The organism is Limnohabitans sp. 2KL-3 (assembly GCF_001269405.1).
GTDB lineage: Bacteria > Pseudomonadota > Gammaproteobacteria > Burkholderiales > Burkholderiaceae_C > Limnohabitans_A.
In genome coordinates, this window is sequence record NZ_CXON01000028.1 from 1 (window position 1) to 18,155 (window position 18,155).

15 protein-coding genes and 1 pseudogene are annotated in these 18,155 nt (G+C 60.4%); 3 read left to right on the forward strand and 13 right to left on the reverse strand.

Annotation, left to right across the window (positions count from 1 at the left end):
- Positions 1 to 16 precede the first annotated feature (16 nt).
- Positions 17 to 283, reverse strand: coding sequence for a universal stress protein (locus AMM41_RS20145; RefSeq protein ID WP_089963543.1), 267 nt, complete (start codon positions 281 to 283; stop codon positions 17 to 19).
- Here AMM41_RS20145 and AMM41_RS20150 point away from each other — a divergent pair.
- Positions 203 to 586: pseudogene (locus AMM41_RS20150) on the forward strand (group II intron maturase-specific domain-containing protein); the annotation flags it as partial. The gene AMM41_RS20145 and the pseudogene AMM41_RS20150 overlap by 81 nt on opposite strands.
- A gap of 879 nt (positions 587 to 1,465) precedes the next feature.
- Positions 1,466 to 2,950, forward strand: a complete 1,485-nt coding sequence (locus AMM41_RS20155) for an AAA family ATPase (RefSeq protein ID WP_089963545.1) — start codon at positions 1,466 to 1,468, stop codon at positions 2,948 to 2,950.
- 142 nt (positions 2,951 to 3,092) lie between these two features.
- Here the strand turns inward: AMM41_RS20155 and AMM41_RS20160 are convergent, their stop codons facing one another.
- The 4 genes from AMM41_RS20160 to AMM41_RS20175 form a co-directional block, all read right to left on the reverse strand.
- Positions 3,093 to 3,800 (reverse strand): ankyrin repeat domain-containing protein, encoded by a 708-nt coding sequence (locus AMM41_RS20160; RefSeq protein ID WP_089963547.1) that lies wholly within the window; start codon positions 3,798 to 3,800, stop codon positions 3,093 to 3,095.
- Positions 3,801 to 3,828: 28 nt separating this feature from the next.
- Entirely contained in the window at positions 3,829 to 4,320 is a 492-nt protein-coding gene (locus tag AMM41_RS20165; RefSeq protein ID WP_089963548.1) for a GlcG/HbpS family heme-binding protein, read from the reverse strand.
- A 158-nt stretch (positions 4,321 to 4,478) separates the two neighbouring features.
- Complete coding sequence (locus tag AMM41_RS20170) at positions 4,479 to 5,105, reverse strand: response regulator transcription factor (protein WP_089963550.1); 627 nt, start codon at positions 5,103 to 5,105, stop codon at positions 4,479 to 4,481.
- Complete coding sequence (locus tag AMM41_RS20175) at positions 5,102 to 6,589, reverse strand: sensor histidine kinase (protein ID WP_228769378.1); 1,488 nt, start codon at positions 6,587 to 6,589, stop codon at positions 5,102 to 5,104. The genes AMM41_RS20170 and AMM41_RS20175 overlap by 4 nt, the downstream gene beginning before the upstream one ends.
- Positions 6,590 to 6,769: 180 nt before the next feature.
- On the opposite strand from AMM41_RS20175, the gene AMM41_RS20180 reads away from it, so the two are divergent.
- Positions 6,770 to 8,488 carry a tannase/feruloyl esterase family alpha/beta hydrolase gene (locus AMM41_RS20180; protein WP_089963552.1) on the forward strand — a complete coding sequence of 573 codons (1,719 nt, stop codon included), beginning with the start codon at positions 6,770 to 6,772 and terminating at the stop codon, positions 8,486 to 8,488.
- A gap of 69 nt (positions 8,489 to 8,557) precedes the next feature.
- Here AMM41_RS20180 and AMM41_RS20185 read toward each other — a convergent pair whose 3' ends face one another.
- The 8 genes from AMM41_RS20185 to AMM41_RS20220 form a co-directional block, all read right to left on the reverse strand.
- Positions 8,558 to 9,073, reverse strand: coding sequence for a DUF1993 domain-containing protein (locus AMM41_RS20185; protein WP_089963553.1), 516 nt, complete (start codon positions 9,071 to 9,073; stop codon positions 8,558 to 8,560).
- A gap of 38 nt (positions 9,074 to 9,111) precedes the next feature.
- On the reverse strand, positions 9,112 to 9,690 hold the full coding sequence (locus AMM41_RS20190) for a flavin reductase family protein (RefSeq protein WP_089963555.1): 579 nt from the start codon (positions 9,688 to 9,690) through the stop codon (positions 9,112 to 9,114).
- A 7-nt stretch (positions 9,691 to 9,697) separates the two neighbouring features.
- Positions 9,698 to 9,898: a hypothetical protein gene (locus AMM41_RS20195; protein ID WP_089963557.1), complete on the reverse strand. Its 201-nt coding sequence runs from the start codon at positions 9,896 to 9,898 to the stop codon at positions 9,698 to 9,700.
- Entirely contained in the window at positions 9,895 to 10,161 is a 267-nt protein-coding gene (locus AMM41_RS20200) for a DUF2164 domain-containing protein (protein WP_089963559.1), read from the reverse strand. The genes AMM41_RS20195 and AMM41_RS20200 overlap by 4 nt, the downstream gene beginning before the upstream one ends.
- 9 nt (positions 10,162 to 10,170) lie before the next feature.
- The gene (locus tag AMM41_RS20205; RefSeq protein WP_089963560.1) at positions 10,171 to 10,629 is read right to left on the reverse strand and encodes a RidA family protein; all 459 of its coding nucleotides are present in this window, start codon (positions 10,627 to 10,629) and stop codon (positions 10,171 to 10,173) included.
- 151 nt (positions 10,630 to 10,780) lie between these two features.
- On the reverse strand, positions 10,781 to 11,698 hold the full coding sequence (locus AMM41_RS20210) for a transglutaminase family protein (protein ID WP_368664980.1): 918 nt from the start codon (positions 11,696 to 11,698) through the stop codon (positions 10,781 to 10,783).
- Entirely contained in the window at positions 11,695 to 14,514 is a 2,820-nt protein-coding gene (locus AMM41_RS20215) for a circularly permuted type 2 ATP-grasp protein (protein ID WP_089963562.1), read from the reverse strand. Before AMM41_RS20215 ends, AMM41_RS20210 begins: the two co-directional genes overlap by 4 nt.
- Positions 14,515 to 14,584: 70 nt before the next feature.
- Positions 14,585 to 17,986, reverse strand: a complete 3,402-nt coding sequence (locus AMM41_RS20220; protein WP_089963564.1) for a transglutaminase family protein — start codon at positions 17,984 to 17,986, stop codon at positions 14,585 to 14,587.
- Positions 17,987 to 18,155 lie beyond the last annotated feature (169 nt).

Below are 18,155 nucleotides of genomic sequence, written 5' to 3' on the forward strand. Positions count from 1 at the left end.
GGGCTGTTTGGGCCGTTCAGGCGCTGCGCTCCACCACAATCAACACATTACAAGGCGACTCGTCCACCAAGGCCTTGGCGGTCGAACCGCTCCACCAGCGGCGCAGCAAATTGCTCTCGTGCCGATGGCCCACCACCAGCAAGTCTGCCGACATGCGGTCGGCATACTCAGACAGCGCCTTGATGACTTCGCCAAATGTGCGGTGGCCTACAAGGCACTGGACAACTTCAAGGCCCGCATCCGGCAACTCACGCGCCGCTCGGGTGGGCGCAGCATGGCGCAAGTGGTGGAAAAGCTGCGGCCCTACGTGCTGGGCTGGAAGGCGTACTTCGGGATGTCGCAAACGCCCAGGGTCTGGCGAGAGTTGGACGAGTGGCTGCGTCATCGATTACGAGCGATCCAGCTCAAGCACTGGAAGAGGCCCAGGGCGATCTATCGGGAACTGAAGGCATTGGGAGCAAAGGAGAACGTGGCGCGGCAAGTGGCGGTGAATAGCCGTCGCTGGTGGCGCAACAGTGACCGGCTGCTCAAGACGGTGCTGACGATTGCGTACTTTGATAGGTTGGGAGTGCCAAGGCTGTCATGACCTCAAGCTCTCGAACCGCCCGGTGCGGACCCGCATGCCGGGTGGTGTGGCAGGGGCGGCTGCGAAAATCGCGGCCCCCCTATGCCGATTTCTTTGAAAAAGATCTCATGGTGGGATTTAATTATTAAATCTTGTCTGATTGAGATCGTTCGATAAGTCGAGGTAAGTTCCCAGTGCTAAATCAATGCTAATTTAGGGGAACAGGGGGGCATGGAAATGTTGCGTTTCTAATGAAATCAAGGACTTACGTGCCCCTGTATGCCCCTAGGTACCATTCAGATGAGGGTTCGAGCCCCATCAGCCACCCCATTTAAACCAACAATTTAGCCCACTCCTCACCGAGTGGGCTTTTTTGTTTCTGGCTCTTGCAAGCGACTTCGTTTGATCTTTTTGTGGCAAGCATGACGCCAATTTCCGGGTGCTTTTCACAGGCACTGAAGATGGCCACTTTCATTCTTGTCCTTTTCCAGTATTTTTGAATCTGGAGTTCAAAAACGCGCGACAGGCTTATCTGCTGTTATCCATTGTCTGCATCGCTGCCCGGCTGAACTCGCCGATCAGGTCTGCCGGAGCCCCTGCAACGTTTTCATTTGGCACGAATCAAAGTCTGTCTCAATGACAGGTGTGTCGAAAAATGACTAAGCAAATGAGATATAGCCCGTGACCCGGACACTACTGAGCAAGGGATACGTTTTTCGAGCGCAAGGTCAATCCAAATCGAAGGGCTTTGTTGATGAAGATCAACTTTTGGTTGACCCTGGCAGTCGATAACAGATCAATGTGCAATAGCATGAATGTTGATGAAACTTTTTGATGTAAATGGTTTTCTCTTGAATTTTGCTCTTGAGAGACGCATTAAAAATACCTCCTTTTAGCACCATGATCAACAGTCTTACGGATCTCGATACCCTTATAGCCCAGGGCGCAGTTTTGGTATTCATTGAGACCTTGGAGGATTCAAGGATCCTTAATCATGTTGAAGCCTTGGCTCGTGAACGACAAACACCCTTGTTCACGTGGAATGCAACAGGCGCGCTGACGTGTCTAACCCAATTGGACCAACAGCCACAGATCAAAGACATAAAGGAAGCACTCTCTTACGTCAAAAGTGACATTCACGCGGGCTTGGTCGTTATATTGGATCCGCAACCCCATCTCAAGGACCCTGCGGTCTTGCGCCTCCTGATAGATTTGGCGGAAGACGCGCATGGCCAATTACGAACAGTGATATTGGTGGGCGACCACCTTGAATTGCCCGATCACTTGAAGCGAGTTGGAAAGTATTTCACACCCCCACTCCCCGACAGTGAACTCATTCGTGAAATTTACTATGAAGAAGTCTATCGATGGCTGTGGGAAGACCGTGGACGCAAGTTCATAAAGCCTGGTGACATGGAGGACAAACTGGTCAGACACCTTGCCGGATTAAACGAAGAAGATGTGCGTCGACTGATGGCGGAGAGTATTCGTGACGATGGACGTTTGACACTGATAGACCTGAAGCGGATCCTCAATTTCAAAAGAGAAAACTCCGGTAAAGACGGACTGATTGAGTTTGTTATTGAGACACAAGGTCTTGATCTCGTCGGAGGACTGAACCACCTCAAGCAATGGCTGGAATTGAGGCGCGCCACTTTCACAGGAGAGCGCGCCGATCAGGGTATTGACCCGCCCAAGGGCTTGCTGCTTTTGGGCGTGCAAGGTACGGGCAAAAGTTTGGCGGCCAAGGCCGTAGCGGGGTGTTGGCATGTGCCGTTGATGCGCTTGGATTTTGGCAACTTGTACAGCAAGTGGCTGGGCGAATCCGAGCACAACCTGAAGGAGGCCTTGCGCCAAGCGGAGGCAATGGCGCCCTGTGTCTTGTGGATTGATGAAATTGAAAAAAGCGTGGCCAATGGCTCGGGCGATGCCGATGGTGGTGTATCACACCGGATTTTGGGCAGCCTGTTGACTTGGATGAATGAACGACACGCAAAAGTTTTCCTTGTGGCCACCGCCAACGATGTATCACGACTACCTCCTGAGTTGCTCCGAAAAGGCAGATTTGACGAGATTTTTTTTGTGGACCTGCCGAGTCAGGCGGTTCGACAAGATATTTTTGCCATTCACCTGGGCAAGCGCAATTTGGACCCGCGTTTTTTTGACCTCAGTCAGCTTTCACGAGCTAGTGAAGGTTTTTCTGGCTCAGAAATTGAACAGGTGGTCATTGACGGTATGTACCGCGCATTGAGCGAGCGAGAAAACCCCGGCACAGATCACATGCTCAAGGAGTTGTCTGTGACAAGGCCCTTGTCAGTTGTCATGCATGAGCAGATCGCTTCATTGAGGGCGTGGGCATCTGGCAGGACGGTCCCAGCTGACTAAAGCGCGGTCTTGGGTAAAAGGCGTGAACAGTTCCACATGGACCTCAGGGTGTGTGGGCAAGCCTTCACGCATGGGATAAGGGGTCGAGAATCAAGCCCACTGAAGCTCAGATGGGTTGGGTCTGAACATGGCCGTCACTGCATCACTTGCTCAGGCCATCCTTCTCCAACATTCCCACCATGGCCGCAAATCCCCGGGCTTTCGCCAGCACCAGCGGCGTATTGCCCTGGCGGTCGGTCAATCGGGTGCTGGCACCGGCCGCCAGCAGCGCCTGCAACACAGCTTGATGCCTGACACCACCCTGGCCCAACACAACGGACTCGATCATGGCTGTCCAATGCAGGTTGTTGACATGGTCCAGCGGAGCACCCGCAGCAATCAATTGCCTCACCACCCCGTCGTGCCCCAAGTGGGCCGCTGCAATCAGGGCGGTGCCGTCGTACCGGCTTGTGGTGAGTTTGGCACTGGCACCCAAACCGAGCAACACCCGCAAGGTCTCTTCGTCATCGGCCACTGCAGCAATCGTGACCGCGTCGTAGCGGTCGTTTTCCAGCAGTTCAAGGCTCGCACCCGCCAAGGCCAGGGCACGAATGATCTCGGGATGCTTGGCAAAAGTGGCCACATGCACTGGCGTGCGGCCAAATGGGTCTCGCGCATTGACGCTGGCACCGCTGGCGAGCAGCTTTTTAAGCTGCACCAAATCACCCTTGTGCGCTGCCGCATGCAAGCCTGTGTAACGCGCAGCCTCTGCCGCGCTGGGGGCTATCTGCGCTTGGGCTGGTCCCGCCCATGTGGCGAGGGCCAAGAGCGCAGCTGTGAACCAGGTGAGGAATGAGGTTTTGATTTCCATGTCTTTTCTTGCTTGGCTTAGAGTTGGCTTACTTCAGCATGTCTTGCAAACTGGCGATGCCTGCTAAGGCACATTTTTCATCCAGGTGGCCACCGGGTGCACCACCCACGCCCACGGCGCCAATCACCTCGTCGCCGACCTTCACTGGCACACCACCCCCCAGCAGCAGGTAACCTGGAATCATGGCCACATTGGCCGAAGCCGGGTTCTTTTGCACACCTTCCCACATGGCCGTGGTGGTATTTTTGCCAGAAGCCGAGGTGAATGCCTTGGCCTGGCTGGCGGCCAGGGTGTGTGGGCCAGCATTGTCAGCGCGATGCACTGCACGCACGCCACCAGCACGGTCAACAACGGTGGCGGTCACGTTGTATTTGTCGGCACTGCAAGCGGCCACGGTGGCGGCCGCGAGTTTGGTGGCCAGTTCAAGTGACATGTTCTTTTCAACACGAACGGCTTGGGCGCTGGCGCCCAAACTGGCCAATGACAAAACAAAAGCGGTGGAGTAATGAATGGATCGCATGGGGTTTCTTGCTTAAAAAAATGGGTGATGAAGCCACTGTTCATCCCCTGCAGAAAATGTAATCAAGCCTGCGCACGCTGACCATTCGTGCAGTTACGTGCGAGCATCCGTAGAACTACGCAGTCTTTCCGAGCCAATCAGCAAAGTAGCCGCTTGGTTCAGGCATCGGATTGCGCGGCCACCGTGGCGTAGTGGCGTATCAGGTGCGCCAGAGACTCCACTTGCAGTTTGCCAAACAGGTTGGCGCGGTGGGTCTCTACGGTACGGGGCGACAAGCCCAGAGAACGACCAATTTCCTTGTTGGTCAGCCCCTCGATGATCAGGCCCAGCACTTCACGCTCGCGTCCGGACAACTGTGCATAACGCTCATGCGCTTGCCGGCTGGCTTGGTGCCGTTCACGTGAGCGCACATGCTGGCGCACGGCGTTTTGCAAGGTTTCGACCAACAGCTCGTCATTGATCGGTTTTTCCAAAAACTCGGTCGCACCCGATTTAAAAGCACGCCGACACAGCTCTACCGTGCCGTGCCCGGTGAGCATGACCACGGGCTGATCCACACCTTGGGCCATCAGCGCGTCGAGCACAGTCAGGCCGCTGGTGCCGGGCATGCGCACATCGAGCACGATGGCACCAATGCCCTGACGGTCGAAACCCTGCATGAAATCCTGCGGATCAGCCCAAGTCTGCACCCGCAAGCCCACGGTGCCGATCAGCAGCGCCAGGCTGGCGCGTACGGCCTCATCGTCGTCAATCAAATGGATCAGCGGTGAGAGCGGTGCATTCATGGGCCGGGTGCCATTGGCAGGGTGAGGGTAAAAACCGCGCCACGTGGCGCATTGGCCTGGGCAATCAGTTGCCCATCCATGCCTGTGGCCAGAGTTTCACACAAGCTCAGCCCCAATCCGAGTCCGCCTTCGCGGGTGGTGAAAAAAGGTTCAAACACATGTGGCAAAGTCTCTGGTGCAATGCCCGGTCCGGTATCTGCCACGCGCAGCACACCCCTACCTGACACCACTTCAATGTGCAGACTCAGATGACGCTCTGACATCGGCACCAGGTCCAGTGCCTGCAAGGCATTGGTCAGCAGGTTGTGCACGATTTGCTCCAGCGCCACCCGTTCGGCCAGCACCTGGACAGGCTGCACCACTTGCACGGAGACGGTGACACCTCGGCGCTTGCCCTCGGGCGCCAGCAAGTCCAGCGCATTGCGCACGGCTTGTGCCAAGTCAACCACCTGACTCGGCTGCGCCGCGTTGGGTTGCTCTACCGCGCGGCGCAAGCGGGCCAATACATCGGCTGCGCGGCGGGCTTGCACCACGGCTTGATGCATGGCTTGCAGTGCGGCGGGCAGTTCGTCGGGGTCGTCTTGAAGCAAGCGTTTGGCCGCCTGGGTGTTGGCCAGAATGGCGGTGAGTGGCTGGTTCAGTTCATGGGCCATGCCTGCAGCCAGCTCCCCCAGCGTGTTCAGGCGCTCCACCTGCCCCACGCGCAGCAATTCTTCGGCACGTCGGCGTGCGTTGCGCTGGCGCTGCCAAGCTGACCAGCCCGCCATCAAGGCCGCCATCAGCAATGTCCACACGGCCATCACGCCCCAGGGCAACTCAAGCCAGCCCACCTGGCGCACGGCCACCAGCTCAAATGGCTGGCTCAGGCTGGCCAGATTTTTGCGAAACTCAAAGCGCCAGCCCGACGGGGTCACACGCCCTGGTTGCACCACAAACACTTTGCCCGCTTGCTCCAGCGTCACCCGAACGGGGCTGCTTTGCACTGGCATGGACCAGTCGCTCCAAGGCACGCTGGCAGACATGTCAATCAACAAAGAAAAACTGCTGGGTTGGGCCGCGAGCACCAGTTGGTAGCGTCCAAGTTGATCCGTGAAATCCAGATTCGCCAGTGCGGCGTGCTGCGTCTGGCGCGAGGCGTTTTCTGCATCCACCAAGCTGGTGTTGGGCCAGATGCTGCCAGGGTCACGCCGTTGCACACTCAGAATTTGCGGGTACACCGATGACAAACGCTGTTCTGCCGTGTCGGCAACGCCAGGCTGCGCCGTCGGTTGCAGCAAGGCCAGCGTGGCCAGCACTGCTTCGTGCTGGACCGCGCGTTGGCTGAGCAAGCGGTGGCTAATGCGGGCATCGGTCTCAAACGCTTCGCGCAGCTGCCTCAGCTCGGAGCGTGCCAGCAGCACAGCCCCCAGGGCAGAGAGCACCAACCACAGCAAGAGGCGTTGTCCATAGGCGTTGAGTTTGAAGGGCATGGTCAATTCTTGCATGACGCCAATTTCCGGGTGCTTTTGACAGGCACTGAAGATGGCCACTTTCATTCAAGGCTGGGCTTCCATTGACGACAAACAGTTGGCGTGCAGCGGGAACTGCACAGATGACAGACAAATCGCTGACTTTGGAATAACCTTGCTGAATGTCTGGACTGTTGGAGATGAACCGTGCAAAAAATGAAGATTCAAGCTTGGGCCCAAGGTCTGGGCATCCTGTCGGCTGCTGGCGTTTTGGTCGCCTGCAGCGCCTTGCCCGAACGCCCCGTGGCTCAACTCAAAGCCGCAACCGGGGGCAGTCTGGTGAACTGCACCGCATTGACGGGTCAGTTGAAGCTGGACCACACCCGCATTGAATCGGCTGCCGTGGTGTCCTCAGGCGCACTGCGGCAGGGCACACAAGCCATACCCGAGCATTGTTTGGTCAAAGGCCGCATGCATGAGCGCAAGGGCAGCGATGGCCGCGATTACGCCATTGGGTTTGAGATGCGTTTGCCCGTGGCGTGGAATGGCCGTTTTTATTACCAAGGCAATGGTGGCCTGGATGGCAACGTTCAGGCGGCGATTGGGGCCTTGGGTGGGGGGCCACTGACGGGGGCACTCATGCAGGGGTTTGCGGTCATCAGCTCGGATGCAGGGCACAGCGGACCACAAACCACGGTGTTTGGCCTGGAGCCCCAGGCGCGGCTGGATTACGGCTACCAGGCGGTAGAAAAACTCACCCCCATGGCCAAGCAACTGATTCGGGGGGCCTATGGCAAAGGACCTGACCGCTCCTATATCGGTGGCTGCTCCAACGGTGGGCGGCACGCCATGGTGGCCGCTGCGCGTTTGGGCGACCAGTACGACGGCTATCTGGTGGGGGCTCCGGGTTACCGTTTGCCCTATGCGGCACTGGCCCAAATCTGGGGCGCTCAGCAGTGGGCACCGCTGGCCACACCCGGGGCCACCGTCAAAAACCCGCTCAACCCCAACGGCACACTGCCCGATCTGGCCAGTGCCTTCACCCCGCAAGAGCGCTTGACCGTGGCCAAGGCCATTGCGGACAAGTGTGATGCGCTGGATGGGGCCCAAGACGGCATGGTGCAAGCCACGCAGGCTTGTCAGGCGGCTTTCAAGGTGAAGACCGATGTACCCACCTGCACGGGGGCGCGCCATGGCGCTTGCCTGACCACTGAACAAAAAGACGTGGTGGCCCGCGTGTTTGAGGGGGCACACACCCCCGCAGGTCAACGGATTTACGCCAGTTTTCCTTATGACCCGGGCGTGGCGGGTGCCAACTGGGGCACCTGGAAGTTCGTCGATTCTTTGATCCGCGATCCGCTGGCGCTTCGCACGATCTTCAGCGTGCCACCTACGCCAGTGGACCCGCTCAAGGACAACATCGCTGCGCGTTTGGAGATGTTCAGCGCCACCAACGACACCTACCGCGAGTCGGGTTGGTCGATCATGACCCCGCCCGGCGAAGCCCATCCCACCAACTTGGCCGCTGTGCGCGCTCGGGGGGCCAAGGTGGTGCTGTACCACGGGGTGAGTGATGCGATCTTTTCTGCCGAAGACACCCGCCAGTGGGTGGAGCGCGTGGGCAAGGCGGGCCTGAACCCCGGCGCTGACTTTGCACGCTACTTCCCGGTGCCCGGCATGAACCACTGCAGCATGGGCCCGGCCGCTGACCAATTTGACTTGCTCGGACCCTTGGTCAAGTGGGTCGAGCAGGGCGAGGCACCGCAAGCCGTGGCGGCCAGTGTGCGTGGTGCAGGCAACGCGGGCGGCGTGAACACCGAGCTGCCCGCCGATTGGTCGGCCAAGCGCACACGCCCGCTGTGCGCTTACCCCACGGTGGCCACTTACAAGGGCAGCGGCTCGCTGGAAGAGGCCAGCAGCTTCAGTTGCCGTTGAGCGCGTGCAGTTGCCAAGTACCAGGCGCGGTGAAATCTTCCGCGCCTGGCCTGTGTATGGCTGGAGACCTCAGCCCTGCGCACCCAGCAGGTAATCGATCTTGCCCACTTCCACGCCGTTGTGGCGAAGGATGGTGTACGCCGTGGTGATGTGGAAGTACAAGTTGGGCAGCATCCAGCCCGTCAGGTAATCCTGACCTTTGAGGGTGCGGGTTTTGCCCGGGCCTGCGGGGAAGGTGATCTCTTTGTCTTCGGTGCCGTCCAGCGCTGTGGCGGGCACAGTGGCGATGAAGGCCAGGGTTTTCTGGATGCGCTCTTGCAACTGGGCCAGGGTGGTTTCGGTGTCCTCAAACTTGGGCGCGTCGATGCCTGACAGGCGTGCCACGCCGTTTTTGGCGGCGTCGCAGGCAATCAAGACCTGGCGAGTGCAGGGGAACATGTCGGGGGCCAGACGGTAAGTGGTGAGCGCCGTGGGGTCGATCTTTTTGGTTTCGACGAATTGCTCGGCCTTGGCCAGAATGTGGCTCAGGTTGGTGAGCATGCGGGTGCACACGGGCAGGCTGGCGCTGGACATGGAAATGGTCATGAAAGTCTCCGGTTGTTGAAGGTTGCTGGTTTGGAAATTCAGGCGTTGACCACAGGCAAAGCCTGGACCGCCTCGCCAATGGCATAAAAGTGGCCGCCCGCCACATGGTGAAGGCTGCGCAATTCGGGTGGGGCGTTTTCAAAGTGCCAGCGGCCTTGGCTGAACACACGTTCATCGGCCCAGGCACCGATCACCTCGGCCAAAATCAAATCGTGTGGCCCCGCCACATGGGCAGTGGCGGGCAGCACGCGGCACTCCATCTGGGCGATGCAGCCTTCTACCAATGGGACGCCGGTTTGCGGTGCGGGCTGAGTGCTGATCTTGCACAGGCTCAGTTTGTCGGGGTGGTTCTTGCCGCTCATGCTGCCTGCGGCCATGACCAGGTGTTTCATGGCCACCGTGGGCACGCAGAGGCTGAGCACGCCCGAAGCATCGATCAGATCACGGGTGAGGGTGCTTTTGTCGACCACGACCGCGATCTTGGGGGCGTCAAAGTCCAAGGGCATGGCCCAAGCGGCGGCCATCACATTGCTTTGGCCTGCATGCTGGCTGCCCACCAGCACCGTGGGGCCGTGGTTGAGCAAACGGTAAGCGTGTTTCAGTTCAACAGGTTGCATGCGGTGTTCAACGGGGTTCGGGCGAGAGCACTGAGCGCTCTTTTTGGTATTGATCGTAGGACGGCAGAGGGGTTCCCGGGGCGGCGCCGCTGCCCACGGCCTTGGCCCTTTCCTGGGCGCGGATTTCTTCGTACACGCCTTGCGTTGAAATCAGGCCGCAACCTGACAGGCCCCCCAGCAGGGTCAGCGCGATGAGGGCCTTGTTCATGGTTTGCGTTGGTTGAACTTTTGCCAATACTGGAATTCGTCCGCACGGACTTCGTATTCAAGGTCTTCCACGCGCATGAGCATGCGCTCTTTGGCGTCGCTCACGGCGCGGTTGTAGATGCTGGGGCCGATTTCTTCGAGGACAAAACCAAGCAGGGCACCGGCAGAAATGTTGCCGATTTTCTGCTCGAAGTTGGCCTCAAAGTAGCGCTCGATGCTGGCAATCGCCTGAGCGCGGTCCTCTTTGCTCAGCTCAATGGGCATGGCCGCAGATCAGCCGATTTCGGCGATGAGTTCGATCTCGACGCAAGCGCCCATGGGGATTTGCGCCACACCAAAGGCGCTGCGGGCATGCGCACCGACTTGGGGGCCAAAGACCTGGCCGAGCAATTCGCTGCAGCCGTTGGTCACCAGGTGTTGCTCGGTGAAGTCGCCTGTGGAGTTGACCAGGCTCATCACTTTGACGATGCGCTTGACCTTATTCAGGTCGCCCACGGCGGCGTGCAGGGTGCCCATCAGGTCAATGGCCACGGCGCGGGCGGCTTGCTGGCCTTCGGCGGTGCTGATGTTTTTGCCATGCTGGCCGACCCAGGCTTTGCCGTCTTTCTTGGCAATGTGGCCGGACAGGAAAACCAGGTTGCCGGTCTGCACAAAGGGCACATAGGCCGCAGCAGGCACGGCCACGGGGGGCAATTCAATGTTCAGGGATTTCAGGGTGTCGTAAACGCTCATGGTGGTGATCTCGGTCGCGGGTTGAAGTTGGACTCCCGCCTGTGCAGGAGTGGCAAAAGGGAGATTGTCGCTGAAGGGGCGGGTGGATGGCCGCCGATATCTCACGCCCAGATCGCTGGTCCAGATCAAACGTCCAGATCAAATGTCCAGATCAAATGTCCAGAGGTGCCACCGTGACGGCGACCTCGAGGGTGTGCGAGCCGCCGCCTTGCAGCACGCCGCGCAGGGGCGAGACATCGGCAAAATCGCGGCCCACGGCCAGACGCACGTAGTCTTCGCCCGGACTCGCCAAGCCACAGCGGTCGTTGGTGGGGTCGAGGTCCAGCCAGCCTTGACTGGCGTGGCTGGCCAGCTCGGGCACATACACCGAGGCCCAGGCGTGCGAGGCGTCGCTGCCCACCAGGCGGGGCTGGCCAGGCGGCGGCTGGGTGAGCAGGTAGCCGCTCACGTAGCGGGCGGGCAAGCCCAGCGAGCGCAGACAAGCCACCAGGATGTGGGCAAAGTCCTGGCAAACCCCGCGTTTGTTTTGCAGCGCCTCCAGCGCCGGGGTGTTGATGTCGGTGCTGGCCGTTTCGTAATGGAAATCGCGGTGCATGCGGGCCGTGAGTTCTTGCGCGGCTTGCTGAAGTGGGCGGCCAGGGGGGAAGCTGCTTTGGGCATAGGCCACAAAGGCTTCGTTCACGGGGGCATGGTGAGAGCCGAAAACGTAGCCACTGTGCACATCACCGGCATGCCCGCCACGGTAACGAAAGTGCTCGCGGACCGACTCCCAGCTTTGCTTGCTGCTGCCCGGGGGCAGTGGCTTGGTGATGATTTCGCTGTGTGCCCGAACCGTCAGGCCATCGTGTGGATGGGTCAATGCCCAGTAAGCGCGGTGGTTCAAAAAGGCATCGATGTGGTGCACCACCGTGGCCTGGGGTTCGACCCACATGACATGGCTCACGACTTTTTGGCACGGGGTATGGGCCGGCTGCAAGTGCGCCACATGCTGCGCCGTTTGAACGGAGGGGCTGTAGCGGTATCGGGTGTCGTGCGTGATGGACAGGTGCATGCGGGGTTCGGGGTTCAAGCGCCCACGCTGTAGCGGGCTTGACCGCTGTGGGTGAAAAACAAAGCACACAACTGGTCTGAAACCTCATGGGCCGCAGTTTGGCAATGGGCCAACACGGCATCCAGGGGCAGTGCCAAGGTGCAGGGTGGACGTGGCCGCCCGGCACGGTCGTGGGTTTCAGGGGGCCACAGCGATTCGGGGGGCAGGTCAATCATTTGCGGCACTTGTTGGGCCAAGGCCAAGGTGGCACCGTCGGCCAAGTTGCCCATGCGCAGCAATCGGGAGCGCAGGGTGTGTGCCACCCAGCCGAGTGATCGCGGGTTGTCCGAATGCGTGACCAGCAGGTCCATCAAAGCCTGTGGGGTTCGACTTTGTTGGTACTGGGCATGAAAACTGATGGTGCTGTCGAACAGGTCCAGCACGGCGTCAAAGCCGGCTTGTTCGGCCATCAGCCCCAGGTGCACGGCTTCACTCAAAGCATGGGACAAGAAGGTCAAACGCTCAATGTGCCGGCCAATCGAGAGCAAACGCCAGCCATCGTCGCGGCTCATGCGGTCGGTTTGGGCACCGGTGAGGGCCGCCAGCATTTGGCTGGTGTCGGCCAAAAGGCTTTGGGCTGCCACGGTGTCGGGGGCCACCCAAGACACCTCGGTGCCGACGGGTTTGAAAAAACGTGTTTCGGCTTGTTCCAGCAAGCGCCAGTGTTCCGGGGAGAGGCGCTCGCGCACCGCTGCGGCAGCCAAACGCACAGAGCGCAAGTTGAACCCCACGCTGGTGGCCAGTTCGCGGTCCCACAGTCCGGCAATCAACGAGCGTTCAAACACCCGGTGCGCCTGCGTGGCGGCGGGCACACCGGCACGCACCAAGCCATGGCGGGTGGCCATGCGGGTGATGAAGTTCAGCAGGCTGGGCAGGTTTTGGTTTTCGCTGCCCAAAATTTCCAGGCTCAAGCGCACCAGGCGCAAGGTGTTTTCGGTGCGCTCGGTGTAGCGGCCCATCCAGAACAGGTTTTCAGCAGCCCGACTGGTGACCAAGCGTTGTCTTTGCAGGGCACTGACGTCGGCCTGCGTGTCCATGGCGCTGAGGTCCCGCGGGGCCACCGGAGCTGGCGCAGGACGCCATGGCATGGGTGACGACTGCGACTGTGACTGTGACTGTGACTGTGACTGTGACTGTGACTGTGACTGCGACTGCGACTGCGACTGCGTCGGGCCACTGGAGGCCTTTTGCACCCACACGTCGGCGCTGCTGCCACCGCGCTGCATCGATGCGATGCCTTCACGGGTGCCCAGTCTGGCCAAACCTCCGGGCAGTACCTGCCAGCCGCCCTGGGCATCGGTCACGGCAAACACCCGCAGCACCACGGGGCGCGATTGAATGCAGGCTTGGCCCTGTGCGTCGGTTTGCCAAGTCGGTTGGTGCGACAAGGGCAGCCACGACTGCAAAGTGTGCGCATCGGGGTCGCGCAAAATGCGCCCGGCCCATTCGTTTTGCGCTTGACGCGACAGACTGTGGCCCAACACCGGTTCAAAACTTTGGCGGTCCGTGTTGTAGGGGTAAGTGGGTTTGATCACGCAGCCCTGAATGCGCGGCAGCACGTCTTGCAGCGCTGCCGCTTCACCACACCACCAGCTGGGGATGGCGGGCAACTGCAGCGCTTGCCCCAGCAAATCACGCGCCAAAGCGGGCATGAAGCCCAGCAGCGCATTCGATTCGAGAAATCCCGAGCCGGGTGTGTTGGCCACCAGCACATGGCCGCTGCGCACGGCTTGCAGCAAGCCGGGCACGCCCAGGGTGGAGTCGGCACGCAACTCCAGCGGGTCCAGCCAGTCGTCATCGACGCGTTTCAAGAGCCCGTGCACTGGCTGCAGCCCCTGCAAGGTCTTGAGGTACAGCTTTTCATCGCGAACTGTCAAGTCATTGCCTTGCACCAGACTCAAACCCAAATAGCGTGCCAGATAAGCGTGCTCGAAATAGGTTTCGTTGTAGGGGCCAGGTGTGAGCAGCGCGATGTGGGCACCGGCACCGGCGGGGCTGCGGGCCTTGATGCCGTCGATCAGCGTGCGGTAGGTTTCGGCCAAGCGTTGAACCGGGAAAGCTTCAAAGGCCCGTGGAAACAGGCGCGAGACGATTTGCCGGTTTTCCAGCAAATACCCCAGCCCCGAGGGTGCCTGGGTGCGCTGGGACAAGAGCCACCAGCAGCCGTCTGCACCGCGTGCCAGGTCAAAGGCGGCCAGTGACAAGTAGCTCCCCCCCACGGGAGGCACGCCCTGCATGGCGGGCAAATAGGCGGGGTGACCCTGAACCAGGGCGGCGGGCAACTGGCCTTTGAGGACCAGTTGTTGCGGCCCATAAGCGTCGGCCATGATGCGTTCGAGCAGCTGCATGCGCTGCAGCACCCCCGATTCAATTTGTTGCCAGTCGGCTTGGTCCAGCATCAGCGGAAACAGGTCCAGAGACCAGGGCCGCTGGGGTTGGTCGGCTGCGGCGTACACGTTGTAGGTGATGCCGTTGTCGCGCACTTGCCTTTGCAAGTTGAGCATGCGTGTATTCAGATCGTGGGTGTCGGCCACTGCGTGGGGGCCATCTGCTGCCCCCTTGGGGGGCAGGGTGGCCATGTCCTGCTGCGCTGCAAAGCTGAGCCAGGCGCTGCTTAGCGTGGCTTGCGGCTTGGGGGGTTCATCGCGTCCGTTCAACGAGCTGTCGCCAGCTTCCGTCAAGGCCCCGCGCATTTCATCCCAGTGCCCTGCGGGCGCGCATTCTTGCTGCAGACCCAGCCACTGGTTGGCGTGGGGTGGCAAGGCAGGGTGGTTGGCGTGAGAGAACTCGTTCATCGGATGCATTGTCGCTTGCAAACTCCGCCATGCAGGCGTGAGTTCCAAGCGTCATTACCCAGCGTGTGTTTCACACCCTTCGCAAATCCAGGGTGTAGGGGAACTCTGCACTGGCGTGCAGCGAAGCGTTGGGCACCAGCGTGGGCAGGTGCTTCATGGTTCCGGGCGTGTGTCCCATGCGGAAGAAGCGGGCCATGCGGCGGCTTTCGGCTTCATAGGCGTTGACCGGGAAGGTGTCGTAACTGCGCCCGCCGGGGTGCACCACATGGTATTGGCAGCCACCCAACGAGCGCTTCATCCAGGTGTCCACCAAGTCCACCGTCAGCGGGGCGTGCATGCCGATGCTGGGGTGCAATGAGGAAGGGGGATTCCACGCTTTGTAGCGCACGCTGGCGACGTACTCGCCGACCACGCCTGTGGCTTGCAGGGGCAAAGGTTTGCCGTTGACGGTGAGGGTGTGGCGCGCGGGGTTCATGCCGCTGACATGCACCTCGATGCGTTCGAGCGATGAATCCACATAGCGGGCCGTTCCGCCCGCGCTGCTTTCTTCGCCCATGACGTGCCAGGGCTCCAGCGCATTGCGCAGGGTGACGACCGTGCCGTCCACCTGGATTTGGCCCACCAAGGGGAAGCGAAATTCAAAATGCGGTGCAAACCAGGTGGGGTCGAAGTGAAAACCAGCGTCGCCCAATTCGGTCAGCACGTCGTCAAAGTCTTTGTGGATCCAGTGCGGCAGCATGAAGCGGTCGTGCAGCTCAGTGCCCCAGCGGCTCACGGGGGCCAAATACGGTTTGTCCCAGAAGCGGGCCACCAGCGCTCTGAGCAGCAATTGCTGAACAATGCTCATGCGGGCGTGGGGCGGCATTTCGAAGGCACGCAATTCCAACAGGCCCAAGCGCCCGGTGCTGCTGTCGGGCGAGTACATCTTGTCGATGCAAAACTCGCTGCGGTGGGTGTTGCCGGTCACGTCCACCAAGATGTTGCGCAGGGTGCGGTCCACCACCCAGGGGGCCATGTCGGTGCCGTATTTTTTTCGGTTGCGCGTGATCACGCGCAGCGCAATCTCCAGCTCATAGACCTGGTCGTTTCGCGCTTCGTCCACACGCGGGGCTTGGCTGGTGGGGCCGATGAACATGCCGCTGAACAAATAGCTCAGGCTCGGGTGGTTGTGCCAGTAAAGGATCAGGCTGGCCAGCAGTTCGGGGCGGCGCAAGAACGGGCTGTCGTCAGGCGTGGCGCCTCCCATCACCATGTGGTTGCCCCCGCCCGTGCCGGTATGGCGGCCATCGGTCATGAATTTTTCGGCCGACAGGCGGGTTTCAAAGGCGGCTTGGTACAAGAACTCGGTGTGCTCGACCAGTTCGGTCCAGTTGTGCGCCGGGTGGATGTTGACTTCGATCACGCCGGGGTCGGGCGTGACCTGCAGCAGTTTCAGGCGCGGGTCGCGCGGGGGCGGGTAGCCTTCCAGGACGATTTTCATGCCCAGCTTCAGCGCCGTGGCTTCCACCGCGCTGACCAGGGCCAGGTAGTCTTCCAGACGCGCCAGAGGCGGCATGAAGACGTACAGCACGCCGGATTTTTCGCCTTTGGCCAGGGCATCGGCCTCGACTTTGGGGCCGTTGGCACGGTTGGGGTCGCGCACTTCTACGCACAGGGCGGTGCGCACCACCGAGGGGTCAGACTTGAATTTTTCAGGCGCGGTGCGGACCGTTGGGGCGGTGTGGTTGCGCGATTGCAAGCTCAGGGGGGTGCTGGTGGGCAGTGGCGTTCTGGGGGCAAAGGGGTCTTGCTCGATCATGTGCCAGCGCTCGGTCGGCGCGGCCCAAGGCAGCGAGTCCAGCGGCAAGCGCCAGCCCATGGGGGAGTCGCCGGGCATCAAATACAGGCGCTCTTCGCGGACAAACCAGTTGCCGGTTTGCCATGGCGAAACACTGCCTGCGGGCAGCGGGGCGCCTTCGGGCACCTCCACGGGCTGCAGCGGCAGCACATAGCCCACGGCCTGGTCCAACCCTTGGCTGAAAATGCGGCGCAGGCGGTTGCGCTCCATTTCGTCGTCCAGCCGCGCATCAAACGGGTCCACGTTCACCGGCAAACGGCGCTCGCGCCACAGGTAGTACCAGGTGTCTTCGTAGCCGGGCAGCACGGTGTCGTCCGGCAAACCCAGGTGTGACGTGAGGGCCTGCATGAAGCGCTGGGCATCGGCGCTGGTGTAGGCGCTGGGTTCGCGTTCATCGGCAAAGACCGCAGGATCTTGCCAGCAGGGCGTGCCGTCGGCCCGCCAGTAAATGCTCAGCGCCCAGCGCGGCAGTTGTTCGCCCGGGTACCACTTGCCCTGGCCAAAGTGCAAAAAACCGCCTTGGCCGTATTGCTGGCGCAGTTTGTGCACCAACTCGGTGGCCAGTCCCCGTTTGGTGGGGCCCAAGGCGTCGGTGTTCCACTCTGCCGCATCGCGGTCCTGCGTGGCCACAAAAGTGGGCTCGCCGCCCATGGTCAGGCGCACGTCTTGGGCCACCAATTGCGCGTCCACTTGCTCACCCAAGTGCAGCACGGCGTCCCATTGTTCTTCGGTGTAGGGCTTGGTCACGCGGGGGGACTCGTGGATGCGGGTGACGCTCATGTCATGGTGAAACGTCACCTCGGCCTTGTCCATCAGGCCCTCGATGGGCGCGGCGGCCGAGGGTTGTGGTGTGCAGGCCAGTGGAATGTGGCCTTCACCGGCCAGCAGACCCGAAGTGGGGTCCAGCCCCACCCAGCCTGCACCGGGCAAATACACCTCGCACCAGGCGTGCAGGTCGGTGAAATCGACTTCGGTGCCGCTGGGGCCATCGAGCGATTTCACATCCGGTGCCAGTTGGATCAAATAGCCCGAGACAAAACGGGCCGCGATGTTCATGTGACGGAACAGCTGCACCAAGAGCCAGGCCGAGTCCCGGCAAGACCCGCTTTTGAGCGTGAGTGTTTCTTCGGCCGTCTGCACCCCTGGCTCCATGCGGATGGTGTAGCGAATGTCCTGGTGCAGACGCTGGTTGATTTGCACTAAAAAGTCGATGGTGCGCTGGCGCTTGCGGTCCATGCTGGCCAGGTATTTCTTGAACAAGGGCGTTTTGTGTTCCTTGACCAAGTAGGACTGCAGCTCTTCTCGCACGGTGTCCGTGTATTTGAACGGCACTTTTTCGGCTGTGGGTTCCAGAAAAAAGTCGAAGGGGTTGAACACGGCCATTTCGGTGACCACATCCACCGTGACTTTGAACGAGGTGGTTTTTTGGGGGAAAACCAGACGGGCCTGGTAATTGGCAAAGGCGTCTTGTTGCCAGTTGATGAAGTGCTCCTCGGGCTCGACTTTGAGGCTGTAGCTCAGGATGCGGCTGCGGCTGTGCGGGGCAGGACGCAATCGGATGACTTGCGGGCCGAGCTGCACGGGGCGGTCGTAGGTGTAGTGGGTGACGTGGTGCAGGGCAACGTGTATCGACATATTTCTAAAGGCGCAACAGGGGCTGCACGCATGACAAATGCAGCTTGGGCGGTTACAACAAGCAAGACACGCGCCAGGATGGGCTTTTGTCTGCCCCTGCAGACCCGGGCAGACGCCATTCCAATACAAGAGCGCCACAAGCCAAGCACAAACACCAGCCAAATCAGGG